Raw genomic sequence first — 16,766 nt, forward strand, 5'->3', positions numbered from 1 at the left:
GGTCAGACGGGCACTGGCTCCTCGGCCCGCTCCTGCTCCTGCTTCGGGCGCCGCTTCGCCGTGACGCGCAGGTACAGCGTCGGCACGAGGTAGAGGTTCACGAGGGTCGAGGTGACGAGGCCGCCGACGATGACGACCGCCATCGGGTGCTCGATCTCGTGCCCGGGCAGGTCGCCCATGATGATCAGCGGCACCAGCGCGAGCCCGGTGGCGAGCGTCGTCATGAGGATCGGCGAGAGCCGCTCGGCGGCGCCGCGCAGCACCAGCGCCTCCCCCGGCTTCTCGCCCTCGTACCGCTCCAGATGCTGGAAGTGGTTGACGAGCAGGATGCCGTTGCGCGCCGCGATGCCCATCACGGTGAGGAACCCGACGATCGAGCCGAGCGAGAGCACGCCGCCGCTGATCGCCGCCGCAAGCACGCCGCCCACCAGCGCGACGGGCAGGGTGCCGAGGATCAGCAGGGACAGCCTCCAGTTCCGGAACGACGCCTGCAGCAGGACGAAGATGACCACCAGGGCCACGATCGCGAGCAGCAGCAGCCGGTTGGTCGCCTCCTCTCGCTCGGCGAACTCGCCGAGCACCACCGCGCGGTAGCCGGTCGGGAACTCGATCTCGGAGAGGCGGCGCTCCATCTCGGCGGCGACCGTTCCGAGGTCGCCGTCGGTCGCGGCGTTCGCGCTCACGTCGATGCGGCGGGAGTTCGCGTCGCGCTCGATCACGTTCGGCGTGGCCTTCACCGCGACCTCGGCGACGTCGGCGAGGCGCACCCGCTGACCGGACGGGGTGTCGATGAGGAGGTTCTGCACGCTCGTCACGTCGGAGCGGATCTTCGGGTCGCTCCAGATCCGGATGTCGAAGACCCTGTTGTTGTACCAGAGGTCGCCGACCTCCTCGCTGGCGATGACGGTCGCGGCGGCGCGCCGGACGTCGCCCGGCTTCAGGCCGTACTGCTGGGCTTTCGCGAGGTCGACCCGGACCTCGACCTGGGGGACGTCGACCTGAAGGGCGATGTGCTCCTCGACCGCCTCCGGGATGTCGCCGAGGACGGCCTCGACCTCTTCGGCCAGGTCGTGCAGCACCCCGAGGTCGTCACCGTAGATCCGCACCACCACCGCGTTGCCGGTGCCGGTGAGGACCTCGCGCACGCGCTCCTTGAGGTACGTCTGCACGTCGCGGTAGAGGCCGGGGTAGCCGTCGACCACCTCCTGCACCTTCGCGAGGGTGTCCTCGTAGTCGGCGGACGGCTCGACGCTGATCCAGTTCTCACCGAAGTTCACGCCGACGACCTCGTCCGCGGCGTCCGCCTGGCCGATGTGCGATCCGCAGTTGCGCACGCCGGGGATCTCGAGGAGCTCTCGGCACGCCTCCTCGCTGATGCGCACCTCCTCCACCACCGACGTGCCGGGCTGGGCGACCCAGTGCATCAGGAAGTCGCGCTCCTTGAAGGAGGGCAGCAGCGCCTGGCCGAGGAAGGGCAGCACGACGAGGCCGGCGAGCGTGGTGGCGCCGAGCGCGAGGAAGCCGGGAAGGGGCCGCTGCATCATCCGCTTGAGGAACGGGACGTAGCCGCGCTTCAGCACGCGGACGAGCGGCGGATCGCGCGGATCGAGCGGCGCCTTGCGCAGGAAGATGAGCGCGAGCGCGGGAGTCACGGTCAGCGCGACGAGCATCGAGGCGAACACGGCGAGCGCGTACGCCGTCGCGAGGGGGCGGAAGAAGGCGCCGGTGAGCCCCTCGAGGAAGAAGATGGGCGCCGCGGCCGCGAGGATGATGAGCGTCGCGTAGATGATCGGGCCCCGCACCTCCATCGACGCCTCGAGGACGACGGACGCCGTCGACCGGGTGCCACCCTGGGCGCGATGCGCGCGCAGCCGCCGGACGATGTTCTCGATGTCGATGATGGCGTCGTCCACCACGACCCCCACCGAGATCACCAGCCCGGCGAGCACCATCGTGTTGACCGTGCTGCCGGTCAGGATGATCACCACCGCCGCCGTCATCAGCGACAGCGGGATGGCGATCACGCTGATGAGCGCGGTGCGCCACTGGAACAGGAAGGCGCCGAGCACCAGGATCACGAGCAGGATCCCGAGGAGCAGGGCCAGGCTCAGGTTGTCGAGGGACTGCTCGATGAAGGTCCCGGGCCGGAAGAGCGTGGTGTCGAGCTCGACGTCGGGCAGCGCCGGGGCGATCCCCTCCACCGCCCGCTCGACGCCCTGCGTCACCTCGAGGGTGTTCCCCCAGGGGAACTTCTCGACGATGAGCATGAGCCCTTCGCCCTCGTTGATGACGGCGTCGCCGATGAGCGCGTTGTGGCCGATGACGAGGTCGGAGACCTGGTCGAGCCGCACCGCCTGCCCGACCCGGTTCTGCACCACCACCTTCGCCAGATGGTCCGGCGTCAGGATCGGGAGCACGTGCTGCACGGCGAGCCGCTGGTTCGGGGTCTCCACGAAGCCGCCGGTGCCGACGACGTTGCCGGTCGCGTACGGCAGGAGGCCGGCGTCGACCGCGTCGTTCGTCGCCTCCATCACCTCGTCGAGGGTGACGTCGTGCTGGACCATGCGCTCCGGGTCCACCCGCACGTGCAGCGACTCCTTGCGCTGGCCCCACACCGCGACGTTCGCCACGCCGGGGACGTCGAGGATCGCCGCCCGCAGCTTGTAGTGGGCGACCATGCTGAGGTCGATGAGGGAGAGCTCATCGGAGGAGACGCCGATCTTCATCACGCGGCTGGTCGACGACAGCGGCTGCAGCATGAACGGTGGCCGCACCCAGCTCGGCAGCGTCGGCGTCACCGTCGCGATCCGCTCGGCGACGAGCTGGCGGGAGCGCAGCAGGTCGGTCCCGGGCTCGAAGATCAGCATGATCGAGGACAGCTGAGCCACCGACTTGGACCGGATCTCGTCGAGGTTCTCCACGCCGGTCAGCGCGTCCTCGAGCGGGACGGTGACGAGCTCCTCCATCTCGGAGGCGGTCATCCCGAGACCTGCGGTCTGGATCTCGACTCGAGGCGGAGCGAACTCGGGGAAGACGTCGACGGGCGCGCTCGCGATCTGCACGCCGCCGAGCGCCATCATGCCGGCGGCCAGCGCGAGGATGATCGCCCGGAAGGCGAGGCTGAACCGGATGATCCGGCGCATCAGTGTGCCGTATCGAACTCGGAGCCGAAGAGCTCGGCCGCCCCGACCGTCGCGACCTCGGTCCCGACCGCCGGTCCGTCCGACAGGAGCACGGTGTCGCCCTCGATGCGGACGACGGTGACCGGCTCGCGCTCGAACACGAGCTCCTCGTTGCTCGCGTAGACCCAGGTCGACCCGTCCGCCATGTACAGCAGAGCGCTGTACGGGATCCGCAGCCCACCAGCGTCCTGCTGCACGGGCGCGGTCTCCAGCCCGAGCCGGTCCGCGGCCTGCGACGTCAGCGTGAGACGCGCGACGTCCGACCCCTCGGCGTGCTCGATGGCGACCGGCTCCTCGTGTCCCGTCGCCTCGGAGCTCTGGGCCGAGCAGCCGGCGAGGGCGGCGCCGACGAGGAACACCCCGGCTACGGCAGCGTGTGCACGACGACCGGCCGTCCGGCCGTACTCGCTCGCGGTCATGATGCGATCCCTTCTCGTGCAGGCGCGATCTCGTCGTCCCCGAATGTCCCGTCGCCTGCGGGCACGCGGACCCGGAACAGGGCGATCGGCAGGATGACGAGGGTCAGCAGCCAGGAGGTGAGCAGGCCGCCCCAGACGACGGCGGCGAGAGGCAGCAGGAGTTCGCGGCCCAGGGCGCCGCCGAGGGCCACCAGCGGCACGAGGGCGAGCCCGGCGACCGCGCCGCTCAGGAGGGTGGGCAGGAGGCGCTCGCGGGCCCCGGCCAGCACGCCGTCCACGCGGCCCTCCTGGCCGGACCTCTGGTGCTCGCGCACCGCGAGCACCAGCAGCACGGAGTCCCGCACGGTGATCGCCAGGACGGCCGCGAGCCCGGTGAGGGTGACCAGGGTCGGCCCCCCGACGAGGAGCGCGGCGGCGACCCCGCCGAGGAGGGCGATGGGCAGGGCGAGCGTGATCACGGCGGCGAGCGGCCAGCTCCGGACCGCCGTCTGCACGAGCACGAGGAGCCCGAGCACGATCGCGGCGATGAGGCCGGCCGTGATGAGCCCGTCGTCCCGCTGGTCGATGAAGCGGGCCGGCACCTCGGCGTGGTACTCGCGCTCGAACTCCATGCCGCGCACGGCGGACTGCACGTCGGCGGCCACGTCCCCGACCGAGCGGCCGTCGACGGAGGCGACGACGTCGATGTACCGCTCGGTGTCGACGTGCCGGAGGACGGTGTTCCGCGGGGCGATCCGGATGTCGGCGACGTCGCCGAGCCGCACCTGTCCGCCCGCGGGGGTGTCGATGGACAGGTTCTCGAGGCTCGTCAGGCTGTGCCGCACCTCCGGCATGCCCCGCACCACCACCTGGAACACCTTCTGCTGCTCGAAGAGGTAGCCGACCTCGAGGCCCTGGATGAGCGTCGCGGCCGCGCGGCGCACATCGCCGGGCTTCAGGGCGGCCCGCTCGGCTGCGGCCAGGTCGACCTCGATCTCGGTCACCGGCTCGGCTTCCGGGATGTCGAGCGCCACCGAGGTGACCCCGTCGGCGCCGCCGACCAGATCGGCGACCCGCTCGGCCTCCTGGCGCAGGACGTCGAGCTCGATGCCGAAGACCCGCACCGCGAACTCGGCCTCCCGGCCGGCGGTCGCCTCGCCCACCTTCGCCTCCGCGTACCCCACGACCTCGGCGTCGAGGCCGGGGATGGACTGGACGATCCCCTCCACGTCTCCCGCGAGGCCGCGGGAGTCGGCGCCGTCGGCGAGGTTCACCCACAGCTCGGACGAGTTGATCCCCACCACCTGGTCTCCGGCGATGGCGCGCCCGATGTGTCCGTCCACGCTCGTGACGCCGGGCAGCTCGCCGATCAGGGCGCCCGCTCGCTGCGTCACGCGGTTCATCTCGTCGATCCCCGTGCCGGGCGCTCCTGCCATCCGCACGAGGAGACTCGAATCGTTGACGACGGGCACGCCCCTGGCGGCGCCGGCGAGGAGGGGCGCGAGGGCCACGGCGCCCGCGGCGAGGAGGGCGCCCACGACGAGCACCGCCGTCGCACGGCTGGCAGTGCGCCCGAGCGCCGCCGCGTAGCCGCGCCGGACGCGGGCGATGGATCCCGGCTCCGGCCGGTGCGCGGTCCGGGTGAGCAGGGTGGACACGAGGGCGACGGTGAGGGTCCAGGCGAGGATCATCGCAACAGCGAGGGTGACGGCGAACGCCAGCACGAGAGGCCGCAGGAAGGCGCCCTCGACCTCGGGCAGGAACACGGCGGGCACCAGGACGAGCACGGCGACGAGGCCGCCGAAGAAGGCGGCGTAGCGGCTGGCCCGCAGCATCCGCGCGAGCCGGCCCGCCTCCTGGTCGGCGACGTCCACATCGACACCGGTGCGGCGCCCGGAGGCCTTGAACCCCCGGAGCGCGTGCAGGTCGCCGATCGTGTCGCCGACGATCACGGCGAGCGCGAGGACGAGCCCGGCGAAGATCATCGTGTTCATCCCCACGCCGAGCAGGGTGAGCACGAGCACGGCGCCCGTCGTCGTGACGACGAGGACGGCGAGCGCGAGCAGCCCGAGCCGCCAGGAGCGGAAGCCGAGCCCGATCAGGAGCGCGACGAGGATGACGCTGAGCAGGCTCCCGAGCCCCAGGGACTGCGCCGCGCTCTCGATGAACGTGGCCGGCCGGTAGACGGTGGAGTCCACGGTGACGCCGGCGAGGCCGGGGCGCATGTCGTCGAGGGCGCTCTCGAGCGCCGCGGTCACCTCGGCCGTGCTGGTGTCCGGGAACTTCTCGACGACGAGCACCAGTCCCGGATCCCCACCGCCTGCGGCATCGCCGATCAGCGGCTGGTGATCCTCCACGACGGTGGCGATGTCCCGCAGGGTCAGGCCGTTGGCCCCCTCGACGCTCATCTGCGACAGATCCGCAGGGGTCGTGATGGGGAGCACGTGCTGCACCCCGAGCCGCTGGTTGCCCGTCTCGATGAATCCGCCGGAACCCGGGGTCGACGCCCGGAGGTAGGTCAGCGGCGACACCCAGACCGCGTTGCCGGTGGTCTGGATCACCTGGTTCAGGGTCACGCCGCGCCCGGCGAGCTGTGCCGGATCCACGAGCACCTGCATCTGCTGCTCGCGGTGTCCCCAGATCGCCACGTTCGCGACCCCGGGGACGCCCATGAGCCGCGGCTTGACGTTCCAGCGGGCGAGCACCGACAGGTCGATGAGGGGAACCTCAGTCGACGACAGGCGGATCATCATGACGCGACTGGTCGACGACAGGGGCTGCATCAGCACCGAGGGTGCGGACACGTTCGGCAGGTCCCCCGTCAGCGGGAGGCGCTCGGCCACGAGCTGACGAGCCTTGTTGAGATCCGTTCCCGGCTCGAAGATGAGCTCGATGGAGCTGAGCCCGGCGACGGACTCGGAGCGCATCTCGTCGAGGAAGGCGATCCCGGCGAGGATGTCCACCTCCATCGGCGCGGTGATGAGCTGCTCGACCTCCTCCGCGGACAGGCCGAGCGCCTCGGTCTGGATCTCGACGTGCGGAGGGTCGAACTCGGGCACGGCCTCGACGGTCACACCCGGGAGAAGGGCGACGCCGAGAGCGACGACCCCCGCGGCGACGGTCAGGACGAGCAGGCGGAAGCGCTCGCTCCAGCGCGCGATCGAATTCATGCGAGGGCCTCGCGACCTGGGCGGGCGGAGCCGCGCAAGCCGGGGAGCGCGCGACGGAAGAACGGCACAGGGGCAGACAACATCGTCATTCCTCGGGCAGAAGGAAGAAGAGCGCAGGGGTACTGCGAGGGGCCGCCCCTAGGGGGCGGGCACCGCTCCCGCGGGTGGGGCCCGGGAGCGAGGGTCGGGATCTGGGTGACTGAACTGTGCTCGCGCTGAGGATCGCCGGATAAGGGCTTTGGTCCCGCCCCCGGTAGTGTTCGCGGGGCAGGACGAGGACGACGAGGGAGTCGGGTTGGCGGACGCGGACGCGATCATCGTGGGAGCAGGGCTGGCGGGACTGGTGGCCGCGGCGGAGCTGCTCGACGCGGGCAAGCGGGTGATCGTGCTCGACCAGGAGCCGGAGGGCGCCCTCGGCGGCCAGGCCTGGTGGTCGTTCGGCGGGCTCTTCCTCGTCGACTCCCCCGAGCAGCGCCGTCTCGGCATCCGGGACTCCCTCGAGCTCGCAACCCAGGACTGGTTCGCGTCCGCCGGGTTCGACCGGGAGGAGGACCTCTGGCCGCGCCGCTGGGCGGAGTCCTACCTCGACTTCGCGGCCGGCGAGAAGCGCACCTGGCTGCATTCGAAGGGCGTCCGGTGGTTCCCGGTCGTCGGCTGGGCCGAGCGGGGCGGCCGGACCGCGCTGGCCCACGGCAACTCCGTGCCGCGCTTCCATGTCACCTGGGGCACCGGTCCTGCTGTGGTGGCGCCCTTCGAGCTCAGGGTCCGCGCCGGGGTGGCCGACGAGCGGGCGCGCCTGTTGTGGCGGCACCGGATGGACGAGCTCGTCGTCGAGGACGGGGCGGTCGTCGGCGTGCGCGGCACCGTGCTCGCCCCCTCATCCGTCGAGCGCGGGCAGGCGAGCGATCGCGAACCGGTCGGCGACTTCGAGGTGCGCGCACCCGCCGTGGTCGTCGCGACCGGTGGCATCGGCGGCAACCACGACCTGGTGCGCCCGAGCGCCTGGGCGCCGCCCCGGCGTCGCTCCTCACGGGCGTCCCCGCCTCCGTCGACGGCCGCGGGCTCGAGATCGCCGAGCGCACCGGCGCCCGGCTCGTGGGCCGCGATCGCATGTGGCACTACACGGAGGGCATCGCGAACCACTCCCCCGTCTGGAACCTGCACGGCATCCGCATCCTGCCGGGCCCGTCCTCGCTGTGGCTCGACTCGACCGGCCGACGGCTGCCCGCTCCGCTGTTCCCCGGCTTCGACACCCTCGCCACCATGGAGCATCTCGCGCGCGGCGGGCACGACCACAGCTGGTTCGTGCTCACGCAGCGGATCATCGAGAAGGAGTTCGCGCTGTCGGGCAGCGAGCAGAACCCCGATCTCACCGGCAAGGACCTCCGGCTGCTCGCGAGCCGGGTGCGCGGCGGTGCGCCGGGGCCCGTCGACCGCTTCCTTCGAGAGGGCGACGACTTCGTCACCGCCTCCGACCTCGACACCCTCCTCGACCGGATGGCGGCGCTCGGCGGCGGCGCCCTCGATCGCCGCCTCGCCGAGCGGGAGGTGGTGGCGCGCGACCGCGAGGTGGAGAACGCATTCACGAAGGACGCCCAGATCGCGGCCATCCGGGACGCGCGCCGGTACCGCGGCGATCGCCTGATCCGGGTCGCCCCGCCGCACCGGCTGCAGGACCCGAAGGCGGGTCCGCTGATCGCGGTGAAGCTCCGGCTGCTCACCCGCAAGAGTCTCGGCGGCATCGAGACGGACCTGTCCGGACGCGCGCTGACGCCGCACGGCGAGGTGCTGCCCGGGCTCTGGGCGGCGGGCGAGGCGAGCGGCTTCGGCGGAGGCGGCATGCATGGCTACCGGTCGCTGGAGGGCACCTTCCTCGGCGGCTGCCTGTTCTCCGGGCGGGTGGCGGGGCGCGCGATCGCCCGGATGGTGTGACCGGACGGAGCCGCGGTCAGCCGAGCAGCGACCAGGACCGGCGGCGCACCAGCACGTGCCCGCGCGCGGAGCTGAGCCTGGTCCAGGCGCCCGCCTCGTAGACGGGGATGCGCTCGCCGGGCTCGCCGAGGAAGCCGAGGGTGAGGGCGGCGAAGCCGGCGCCCGCGGGCACGGCGTCCATGCCGTCGACTGGTCTGCCCCAGATCTCGGTGCGGACCCGGCGCACGATCTGCTCGCCGGTGCCCTCCGGCAGGGCGTTCGCGACCTCCTCGATGCCCTGACGCCCGGCGGTCTCCAGCGCGCCTGCCGTGATCTCGCCCGTCTGCTGCCAGCCGCCGCGCGGCGGCGAGATTCCGGCCCAGGTCACCGTGCTCACCTCGGTGGGCACGGTGATGGCGGGCGCGGGACCGATGGGACCCGCCGCCTCCTGGGCGCGGGTGAGCCGGTCGAGCAGCGACCGGACGGGCACCACGACGTCGAACCGGGCGTCGTCCTCGAGCGCGAGGGTGCGCAGGCCGAGCACCGTCTGGGACTCGTCGAGGAGACCCGCCGGGTAGAGGATCGCGGTGTAGACGGCGAGGACCCGGTTGCCGGCGATCAGGCGCACCGATCCGTCCTCGACCCTCCCGGCGCGGCCGAGATAGGTCACGAGGTCGCCCAGGGAGAGCGCGTCGGCGAGAAGGATTGTGCGGGCCACCGCCTCCTAAACTAACGGAACGGACGACTCGCCCTCCCGCGCGAGCGCCACAGGGAGAGATGTGACCGATCCGCTGGAGGCCCTGCTCGCCGCCCTCGACCTGACCGACACCGGGGCCCGCACGAGCGAGGACATCTTCACCGGTCCGTCCCAGTGGAGCCCGAACGGCCGGGTCTTCGGCGGCCAGGTGCTCGCGCAGTCCCTGCTCGCCGCGGTGCGCACCCTCGCCGAGGACCGCATCGTGCACTCGATGCACGCGTACTTCCTGCGGCCGGGCGATGTGCAGCACCCCATCACGTTCTCGGTGGACCGCATCCACGACGGCCGCTCCTTCTCGACGCGGCGCACGCAGGCCTATCAGCAGGGGCTGCCGATCCTCTCGATGATCGCCTCGTTCCAGGTCGAGGACGTCGGGCTCGAGCACGCGACGCCGATGCCGGAGGGGCTGCCGGAGCCGGAGAGCCTGCCGAGCGCGGCGGAGGTGCTCGGTGCGATCGAGCACCCGATCGCGCGCCACTGGGCGCTGTCGCGCCCGTTCGACATGCGGCACGTCCCCTCGCCCGTCTACGTGCGAGTGGAGGGCGAGCGCGTCGCGCACCAGGCCGTGTGGTTCCGCACGATCGGGCCGATGCCGGACGAGCCGAATCTGCACCGGGCGGCGCTCGCCTATGCGAGCGACTACACGATCCTCGAGCCCATCCAGCGGCGGCACGGCGTCCCGTGGACGACGCCCGGACTCAAGATGGCGAGCCTCGACCACGCCATGTGGTGGCACCGCTTCGCGCGCGTCGACGAGTGGCTGCTCTACGTGCAGGAGTCCCCGAGCGCCCAGGGTGGCCGGGGCCTCTCCCAGGGCCGCATCTACGACCGCAGCGGCCTGCTCGTGGCGAGCGTCGCGCAGGAGGGCATGATCCGCGTCCCCGACGCCGACTCCCGGTGACCGAGGAGCCCGCGCAACCCGGTGATTGAGGAGCCCGCGAAGCGGGCGTCCCGAAATCACTCGACGGACCCCGAACGCAGGCCGCGCCGGGATGAGTCCGGGGACGAGGTCGCCTGATTTCGAGACGGGCGCTCCGCGCCCTCCTCAATCACCGGGATGAGACCGGGACCACCCGGGTGAATGATGTCGGCATGACGACGACCACCGTGCGGCGCCGCATCGCCGCTCCCCCGCACCGCGTCTACGCCGCGCTCCTCGATCCCGACACTATCGCGCGCTGGCGCGTGCCCGCCGAGATGTCCTGTGTCGTGCACGAGTTCGAGCCCCGGGAGGGCGGCAGGGTTCACGTCTCGCTCACCTACGACAGCGCGGATGCCGTCGGCAAGACGACGGAGCACACCGACACCTACCGGGGACGGCTCGTCCGCCTGGTGCCGGATCGTGAGCTGGTCGAGGTGGACGAGTTCGACACCGACGATCCCGCCCTCCGCGGCGAGATGACGATGACGTTCACGCTCGCCGAGGCGGGCGACGCCACCGAGCTGTCTGTGGTGCACAGGGGCGTTCCCGCCGGGGTGAGCGCGGCCGACAACGAGCAGGGCTGGAACGAGTCCCTCGACCGCCTCGCCGCCCTGGTCGAGGAGCAGCAGGCTCAGCCGTGACTCGACCTATCCCCACTCCCTCCCAGCAAGAGCAGACCGTCGCCGGCGGAACGCGGCTCAGCGGCGGGTGAACGCCACTGGTGCCTCGACGTAGGGCTCCCAGGCCTTCCGCTCGGCGTCCCCGATCCGTTTCGGGCGGCCCGTCGCCGCGTCCACCATCACGACCGTCGTCGACGCCCGTCCGTACAGCAGGCGCGGTGCCACGTGCTCGGGCGAGTAGATCTCGTAGCAGACCTGCAGGCTCGCGCCGCCGAGCCGCCCGAGCCACAGCTCGATGTCGAGCGGGGCGCGCAGATACGGAATCGGGAGCAGGTACTCCATCTCCTGGTGGGCGATGAGCGTCAAGGTCTCCGCGCCGGGCCGGGCGTCGAGCACCGCGGTGCTCGGGCCCGCCTCCCCCCTCTCGTCGGCCGGGTCGAGCGTCCAGAACGCCTGGATGCGCGCCTCCTCGAGGATGCGCAGCATCTCCGCGTTGTTGACGTGCGCGTAGGCGTCGAGGTCCGACCAGCGCAGCCGGATCGGAACGTGCAGCCTCACTCGGAGCCGCTCAGCTGCGGGTGAGCTTGCGGTACGCGGAGCGGTGCGGGCGCGCCGCCTCCGGCCCGAGCCGCTCGATCTTGTTCTGCTCGTACGCCTCGAAGTTGCCCTCGAACCAGTACCAGTTGGCCGGGTTCTCGTCGGTGCCCTCGTACGCGAGGATGTGCGTCGCGATGCGGTCGAGGAACCACCGGTCGTGGGTGATCACGACGGCGCAGCCGGGGAACTCGAGGAGCGCGCCCTCGAGGCTGCCGAGAGTCTCGACGTCGAGGTCGTTGGTGGGCTCGTCGAGCAGGAGCAGGTTGCCGCCCTGCTTGAGCGTGAGCGCCAGGTTGAGGCGGTTCCGCTCGCCGCCGGAGAGCACGCCCGCGGGCTTCTGCTGGTCCGGGCCCTTGAAGCCGAAGGTGGAGACGTAGGCGCGCGACGGGATCTCGGTCTTGCCCACCGTGATGTAGTCGAGCCCGTCGGAGACGACCTCCCAGATCGTCTTCTTCGGGTCGATGCCGGCGCGGCTCTGGTCGACGTAGGAGATCTGCACGGTCTCGCCGACCTTCAGCTCGCCGCCGTCCAGGGGCTCGAGGCCGACGATCGTCTTGAAGAGCGTCGTCTTGCCGACGCCGTTCGGGCCGATGACGCCGACGATGCCGTTGCGGGGCAGCGTGAACGAGAGGCCGTCGATCAGCTGGCGGTCGCCGAAGCCCTTCTCGAGCTTCTTGGCGTCGATCACCTGGCTGCCGAGGCGCGGGCCGACGGGGATCTGGATCTCCTCGAAGTCGAGCTTCCTCGTGCGCTCGGCCTCCGCGACCATCTCCTCGTAGCGGGCGAGGCGGGCCTTCGACTTCGCCTGCCGGCCCTTCGCGTTGGAGCGGACCCAGTCGAGCTCCTCGGAGAGGCGCTTCGCGAGCTTCGCGTCCTTCTTGCCCTGCACCGCGAGGCGCTCGCGCTTCTTCTCGAGATAGGTCGAGTAGTTGCCCTCGTAGGGGTAGAGCCGGCCGCGGTCGACCTCGGCGATCCATTCCGCGACGTTGTCGAGGAAGTACCGGTCGTGGGTGACGGCGAGGACGGCGCCGGGGTACTTGGCGAGGTGCTGCTCGAGCCAGAGCACACTCTCGGCGTCGAGGTGGTTGGTGGGCTCGTCGAGGAGCAGCAGGTCGGGCTTCTGGAGCAGGAGCTGGCAGAGCGCGACGCGGCGCTTCTCACCACCGGAGAGGTTGCCGACGATCGCGTCCGCCGGAGGCGTCCGGAGGGCGTCCATCGCCTGCTCGAGCTGCGAGTCGAGGTCCCACGCGTCGAGGGCGTCGATCTGCTCCTGGAGGGTTCCCATCTCGGCGAGCAGCTTGTCGAAGTCCGCGTCAGGCTCGGCCATGGCGGCGCTGATCTCGTTGAAGCGGTCGACCTTGGCCTTCGTCTCGGCGACGCCCTGCTGCACGTTCTCGAGGACGGTCTTGTCCTCGTCGAGGTTCGGCTCCTGCTGCAGGATGCCGACCGTGTAGCCGGGGCTGAGGCGCGCCTCGCCGTTGCTCGGCTGGTCGAGACCGGCCATGATCTTGAGGATCGTCGACTTGCCGGCACCGTTCGGGCCGACGACACCGATCTTCGCGCCCGGCAGGAACGCCATGGTGACGTCGTCGAGGATGACCTTGTCACCGTGCGCCTTGCGGGCGCGGACCATGGAGTAGATGTATTCGGCCATGGGTTCCATCCTATTTGCGACGGCGGCCCTCCCCGGCCCTGTCCGCCGCCGGCGAAGCCGCTAGAAGGGGGTGTCCTCCGGGGCGGGTGCGCCCCAGTCCCCCGCCGCGGCCCCGGACTGGACGGGGGCCTGCTCCTCCGCGGATCGCCGGCCGCCCTCCCCGCCGCTGCGCTTCGTGTAGGCGGTGCTGCCCCACAGCAGGTCGTGGCCGAGCGAGTCGGCGATCACCTCGATGGACGTTCCCGACTGCCCCTTCTCGTTCTCCCAGTCGCGCACCTCCCCGCGCCCTGTCACCGTCACCCGCTCCCCCTTGCGGATCGAGTCCTTGCCGTTGACGGCCAACTGCTTGAACGCCTTGACCTGCACCCAGCTGGTCGCACCGGTGACGAAGGCGTTCTGCTTCTGGTCCCACCGCCGCTCGTTCACAGCGAGGCGGAACGACAGGATGTCGGAGCCTTCCTGGGTGTGGATGTAGCGCGGGTCGTTGCCGACCGTGCCGACGGCGGTGACGGTGAGAGCGTGCACGGGATCCTCCTGTTCGGGTGCGGAAGGAGCCGGCCACGTGCCGGATGACCGGCTCCCGAGCATGAAGCATCGCGACTCCCCCGCTCCCCGGACGCACGAAGGCCCGGTCCCGTGCGGAATGGGACCGGGCCTTCGGCTGGGGAGGGTCAGGCGGCCTTGATGTACTCCGCGTAGCCCTTGCGCACCTTGTTCACCTTCGGAACCGCGACCGCGAGGCAGTAGCCCTGGTTCGGGTTCTTGGCGAAGAAGTCCTGGTGGTACTCCTCAGCGCGGTAGAAGTCGCCGAGCGGCTCGATCGAGGTGACGATCGTGCCGTCCCACCACTCGCCGGCCCGCTGCGCGGCCTGCTCGAACAGCTCCTTCTGCGCGTCGTCGGCGTAGAACATCGCCGAGCGGTACTGCGTCCCCACGTCGTTGCCCTGCCGGTTGAGCTGGCGCGGGTCGTGCAGCGTGAAGAACACGTCGAGGATCACCTCACGCGGGATGACGTCGGGGTCGAAGGTGACCGCCACCGCCTCGGCGTGGTTCGTGGTCCCCGTGCACACCAGCTCGTAGCTGGGGTTCGGGATCGCGCCGCCGGTGTAGCCCGACACCACGTCCTGCACGCCCTTGAGGTCGCGGTACACGGCGTCCAGACACCAGAAGCAGCCGCCGGCCAGTACGAACGTCTCCATCAGATCTCCTCACTCCGGCCCCTCGAGGGCCGCACTCCTGTCAACACGGTGGGGGCGGGTCGTGTTCCCTAGGCTGAGCCGGTGACCGCTCAGCCCTACACCGCCGCGTCCGACCGATACTCCATCCTCGACTACCGCCGGACGGGGCGCAGCGGACTGCTGCTGCCGCCCGTCTCCCTCGGACTGTGGCACAACTTCGGGGACGAGCGTGCTCTCGAGACTCAGCGTGACATCCTGCGGGCGGCGTTCGACCGCGGGATCACCCACTTCGACCTGGCGAACAACTACGGCCCGCCCGCCGGTGCGGCCGAGCGGAACTTCGGGCGGATCCTCGCCGAGGACCTCCGCCCGTACCGGGACGAGCTCGTGATCTCGACCAAGGCCGGCTACTTCATGTCCGAGGGCCCCTACGGCGAGTGGGGGTCGCGGAAGCACCTGCTGTCCTCGCTCGACGCGAGCCTCGGCCGCATGGGACTCGACTACGTCGACATCTTCTACTCGCACCGGCCCGACCCGGAGACGCCCATCGAGGAGACCGCGGGCGCCCTCGCGACGGCCGTGACGAGCGGCAAGGCGCTCTACGCCGGCGTCTCCAACTACAGCCCCGAGCAGACCGCTCGCGCTGCCGAGGTGCTCGCCTCGCTGGGCGTCCCGCTGCTCATCCACCAGCCCCGCTACTCGATGTTCGACCGGCAGATCGAGGAGGGGCTCTTCCCCGTCCTCGAGGAGCACGGCATCGGCGCGATCGTGTTCTCCCCGCTCGCTCAGGGGCTGCTCACCGACCGCTATCTCGCGGGCGACATCCCCGCCGACTCCCGTGCCGCGACGAGCCGGTTCCTCTCTCCCGACCGCATCGACGAGACGTACTTGCAGCGGGCGCGCGCGCTCAACGAGATCGCGCAGCGGCGCGGGCAGACGCTCGCACAGCTCGCCCTGCTCTGGGTGCTTCGGCAGCCCACCATCACCTCGGCGCTCATCGGAGCGTCGAGCGTTGCGCAGCTCGAGCAGAACCTGGCGGCCCTCGCCGCGGCGCCGCTGACGGAGGACGAGGTCGCCGAGATCGAGCCGCTCGCCGTGCACGGCACCGCCCTGCGCTGAGTGGGCTACGTCCACGGCCTGCTCTCGGCCCTTCTCTTCGGCGCGAACGGCAGCGTCGCGAAGCTCGTCATTCAGGCCGGCATCGACCCGGCACAGCTGACCTTCTTCCGCTGCCTCGGCGCCGCGCTGCTCGCGGGCGGGTTCGTGCTCGCGCAGAATCGCGGCGGCTTGCGGGTCTCGCGGCGCACGCTGCTCGGCTGCGCGCTGCTCGGCGTCGCGGGGATCGCCGCCACCCAGTGGCTGTTCGCCGTCGCGATCGAGCTGCTGCCGGTCGGGATCACGCTGCTCATCCAGTACTTCGCGGTGCCGATCGTGGCGGTCGTGGCGTGGCTCGCCCTCCAGGAGCACGTGCGGGCCCGACTGTGGGTGGCGATCGGGCTCGTCGTGGCCGGGATGGCGGTCGTCGCCCAGGTGGGCGCGGCCCCGCTCGACGCCCTCGGGGTGCTCGCCGCCGCAGGTGCGGCCGTCGCGCTCGCGGCGTACTTCCTGCTCGGCGAGCGAGGCGTCGCCGCCGCGCCGCCGCTCGTGGTCGCCTTCTGGTCGATGCTCTTCGCGGCGCTCTTCTGGGCGGTGCCGAGCGGCTGGTGGCGGGTCTCCCCCTCCGCTCTCGCGGCTCCCCTGCCGCTCGAGCCGGGCGTCCCGATCCCGCTGTGGGCCGGGCTGCTCTGGGTGATCGCGCTCGGCTCGTTCGCATCGTACGCGCTCAGCTACCTGGCGATCCGCCGCCTCGGAGCCACGCGCGCCGGGATCCTCGCCGCCGCCGAGGTGGTGTTCGCGTTCGCCGTCGCCTGGCTCTGGCTCGGCGAGGCGCTCACGGCGCCGCAGACGATCGGCGCCGCGATCGTGCTCGCCGGCATCCTCGTCGCACAGTCGGCCCGTCCACGTACCGCCACCGCCATCGACGCGGACCTCGCCCTCGTGCCCGAGGGTGGTGTCGGAGGCCGCTCGTAGTCTCTCCTCACCAGTTCAGGACAGGCAGGGCCGGCTGCCGGACCAGGAGGAGCGCATCATGAGCACCACCCTTCCCGTCGCGGCCCGCCGCCCCGGCGTCGCCTTCGTCCAGCTCAACAACGGCCTCTGGCGCATCACCCGCCCGGCCGGCGCGGTGCTCGGCTACGTCGAGAACCTCGACGGCGGCCGCTTCCTCGCGAAGCGCCTCGCCTCGAGCGGCCGCGCCTTCCTGCCCGTCGGCGAGTTCTGGTCGTTCGACGACGCGGTGGACTGCCTCCGCTTCGGCTGACCGGGCCCGGCCTATAGT

The 16,766-nt window shown here is 71.5% G+C and carries 14 protein-coding genes and 1 pseudogene; 7 read left to right on the forward strand and 8 right to left on the reverse strand.

Annotated elements, in window-relative coordinates; translation table 11 throughout:
* Nucleotides 1-2: 2 nt before the first annotated feature.
* From J3P36_RS05140 to J3P36_RS05150, 3 genes are read right to left on the reverse strand one after another with little or no spacing between them, the layout of a single operon-like run.
* Complete coding sequence (locus tag J3P36_RS05140) at nt 3-3,143, reverse strand: efflux RND transporter permease subunit (protein ID WP_210506146.1); 3,141 nt, start codon at nt 3,141-3,143, stop codon at nt 3-5.
* Nucleotides 3,143-3,601: a hypothetical protein gene (locus tag J3P36_RS05145; protein WP_210506147.1), complete on the reverse strand. Its 459-nt coding sequence runs from the start codon at nt 3,599-3,601 to the stop codon at nt 3,143-3,145. The genes J3P36_RS05140 and J3P36_RS05145 overlap by 1 nt, the downstream gene beginning before the upstream one ends.
* Nucleotides 3,598-6,750: an efflux RND transporter permease subunit gene (locus J3P36_RS05150; protein ID WP_210506148.1), complete on the reverse strand. Its 3,153-nt coding sequence runs from the start codon at nt 6,748-6,750 to the stop codon at nt 3,598-3,600. Before J3P36_RS05150 ends, J3P36_RS05145 begins: the two co-directional genes overlap by 4 nt.
* Before the next feature lie 343 nt (nt 6,751-7,093).
* Between J3P36_RS05150 and J3P36_RS16895 the strand changes: the two are divergent.
* Nucleotides 7,094-7,450, forward strand: a pseudogene (locus tag J3P36_RS16895) (FAD-binding protein); the annotation flags it as partial.
* A gap of 101 nt (nt 7,451-7,551) precedes the next feature.
* Entirely contained in the window at nt 7,552-8,682 is a 1,131-nt protein-coding gene (locus tag J3P36_RS05155; RefSeq protein ID WP_374100702.1) for an FAD-binding dehydrogenase, read from the forward strand.
* Between the two features lie 16 nt (nt 8,683-8,698).
* Here the strand turns inward: J3P36_RS05155 and J3P36_RS05160 are convergent, their stop codons facing one another.
* Nucleotides 8,699-9,379 carry a hypothetical protein gene (locus tag J3P36_RS05160; protein WP_210506149.1) on the reverse strand — a complete coding sequence of 227 codons (681 nt, stop codon included), beginning with the start codon at nt 9,377-9,379 and terminating at the stop codon, nt 8,699-8,701.
* Between the two features lie 61 nt (nt 9,380-9,440).
* Between J3P36_RS05160 and J3P36_RS05165 the strand changes: the two genes are divergently transcribed.
* Entirely contained in the window at nt 9,441-10,319 is an 879-nt protein-coding gene (locus J3P36_RS05165) for an acyl-CoA thioesterase II (RefSeq protein WP_210506150.1), read from the forward strand.
* Between the two features lie 191 nt (nt 10,320-10,510).
* On the forward strand, nt 10,511-10,981 hold the full coding sequence (locus J3P36_RS05170) for an SRPBCC family protein (RefSeq protein ID WP_210506151.1): 471 nt from the start codon (nt 10,511-10,513) through the stop codon (nt 10,979-10,981).
* Between the two features lie 57 nt (nt 10,982-11,038).
* On the opposite strand, the gene J3P36_RS05175 is transcribed toward J3P36_RS05170, so the two are convergent.
* The 4 genes from J3P36_RS05175 to msrA form a co-directional block, all read right to left on the reverse strand.
* On the reverse strand, nt 11,039-11,518 hold the full coding sequence (locus J3P36_RS05175; protein WP_210506152.1) for a thioesterase family protein: 480 nt from the start codon (nt 11,516-11,518) through the stop codon (nt 11,039-11,041).
* A 10-nt stretch (nt 11,519-11,528) separates the two neighbouring features.
* Nucleotides 11,529-13,211, reverse strand: coding sequence for an energy-dependent translational throttle protein EttA (gene ettA, locus J3P36_RS05180; RefSeq protein WP_210506153.1), 1,683 nt, complete (start codon nt 13,209-13,211; stop codon nt 11,529-11,531).
* 60 nt (nt 13,212-13,271) lie between these two features.
* A complete protein-coding gene (locus J3P36_RS05185; protein WP_210506154.1) occupies nt 13,272-13,736 on the reverse strand; it encodes a single-stranded DNA-binding protein in 465 nt (154 codons plus the stop codon).
* Nucleotides 13,737-13,882: 146 nt separating this feature from the next.
* Entirely contained in the window at nt 13,883-14,410 is a 528-nt protein-coding gene (gene msrA, locus J3P36_RS05190) for a peptide-methionine (S)-S-oxide reductase MsrA (RefSeq protein ID WP_210506155.1), read from the reverse strand.
* An 81-nt stretch (nt 14,411-14,491) separates the two neighbouring features.
* Between msrA and J3P36_RS05195 the strand changes: the two genes are divergently transcribed.
* Genes J3P36_RS05195 through J3P36_RS05205 form a run of 3 tightly spaced genes read left to right on the forward strand, consistent with a single transcriptional unit; the run spans nt 14,492 to nt 16,748 of the window.
* The gene (locus J3P36_RS05195; RefSeq protein WP_210506156.1) at nt 14,492-15,508 is read left to right on the forward strand and encodes an aldo/keto reductase; all 1,017 of its coding nucleotides are present in this window, start codon (nt 14,492-14,494) and stop codon (nt 15,506-15,508) included.
* Nucleotides 15,509-16,459 (forward strand): DMT family transporter, encoded by a 951-nt coding sequence (locus J3P36_RS16730; RefSeq protein ID WP_210506157.1) that lies wholly within the window; start codon nt 15,509-15,511, stop codon nt 16,457-16,459.
* A gap of 58 nt (nt 16,460-16,517) precedes the next feature.
* Complete coding sequence (locus J3P36_RS05205) at nt 16,518-16,748, forward strand: hypothetical protein (protein ID WP_210506158.1); 231 nt, start codon at nt 16,518-16,520, stop codon at nt 16,746-16,748.
* Nucleotides 16,749-16,766 lie beyond the last annotated feature (18 nt).

The organism is Naasia sp. SYSU D00057 (assembly GCF_017916505.1).
Lineage (GTDB): Bacteria > Actinomycetota > Actinomycetes > Actinomycetales > Microbacteriaceae > Naasia.

What these genes read in the sequence shown, in the direction of transcription:
- J3P36_RS05140 (WP_210506146.1), bottom strand. Translation starts at nt 3,143, where the DNA reads ATGCGCCGGATCATCCGGTTCAGCCTCGCCTTCCGGGCGATCATCCTC.
- J3P36_RS05145 (WP_210506147.1), bottom strand. Translation starts at nt 3,601, where the DNA reads ATGACCGCGAGCGAGTACGGCCGGACGGCCGGTCGTCGTGCACACGCT.
- J3P36_RS05150 (WP_210506148.1), bottom strand. Translation starts at nt 6,750, where the DNA reads ATGAATTCGATCGCGCGCTGGAGCGAGCGCTTCCGCCTGCTCGTCCTG.
- J3P36_RS05170 (WP_210506151.1), top strand. Translation starts at nt 10,511, where the DNA reads ATGACGACGACCACCGTGCGGCGCCGCATCGCCGCTCCCCCGCACCGC.
- ettA (WP_210506153.1), bottom strand. Translation starts at nt 13,211, where the DNA reads ATGGCCGAATACATCTACTCCATGGTCCGCGCCCGCAAGGCGCACGGT.
- msrA (WP_210506155.1), bottom strand. Translation starts at nt 14,410, where the DNA reads ATGGAGACGTTCGTACTGGCCGGCGGCTGCTTCTGGTGTCTGGACGCC.
- J3P36_RS05205 (WP_210506158.1), top strand. Translation starts at nt 16,518, where the DNA reads ATGAGCACCACCCTTCCCGTCGCGGCCCGCCGCCCCGGCGTCGCCTTC.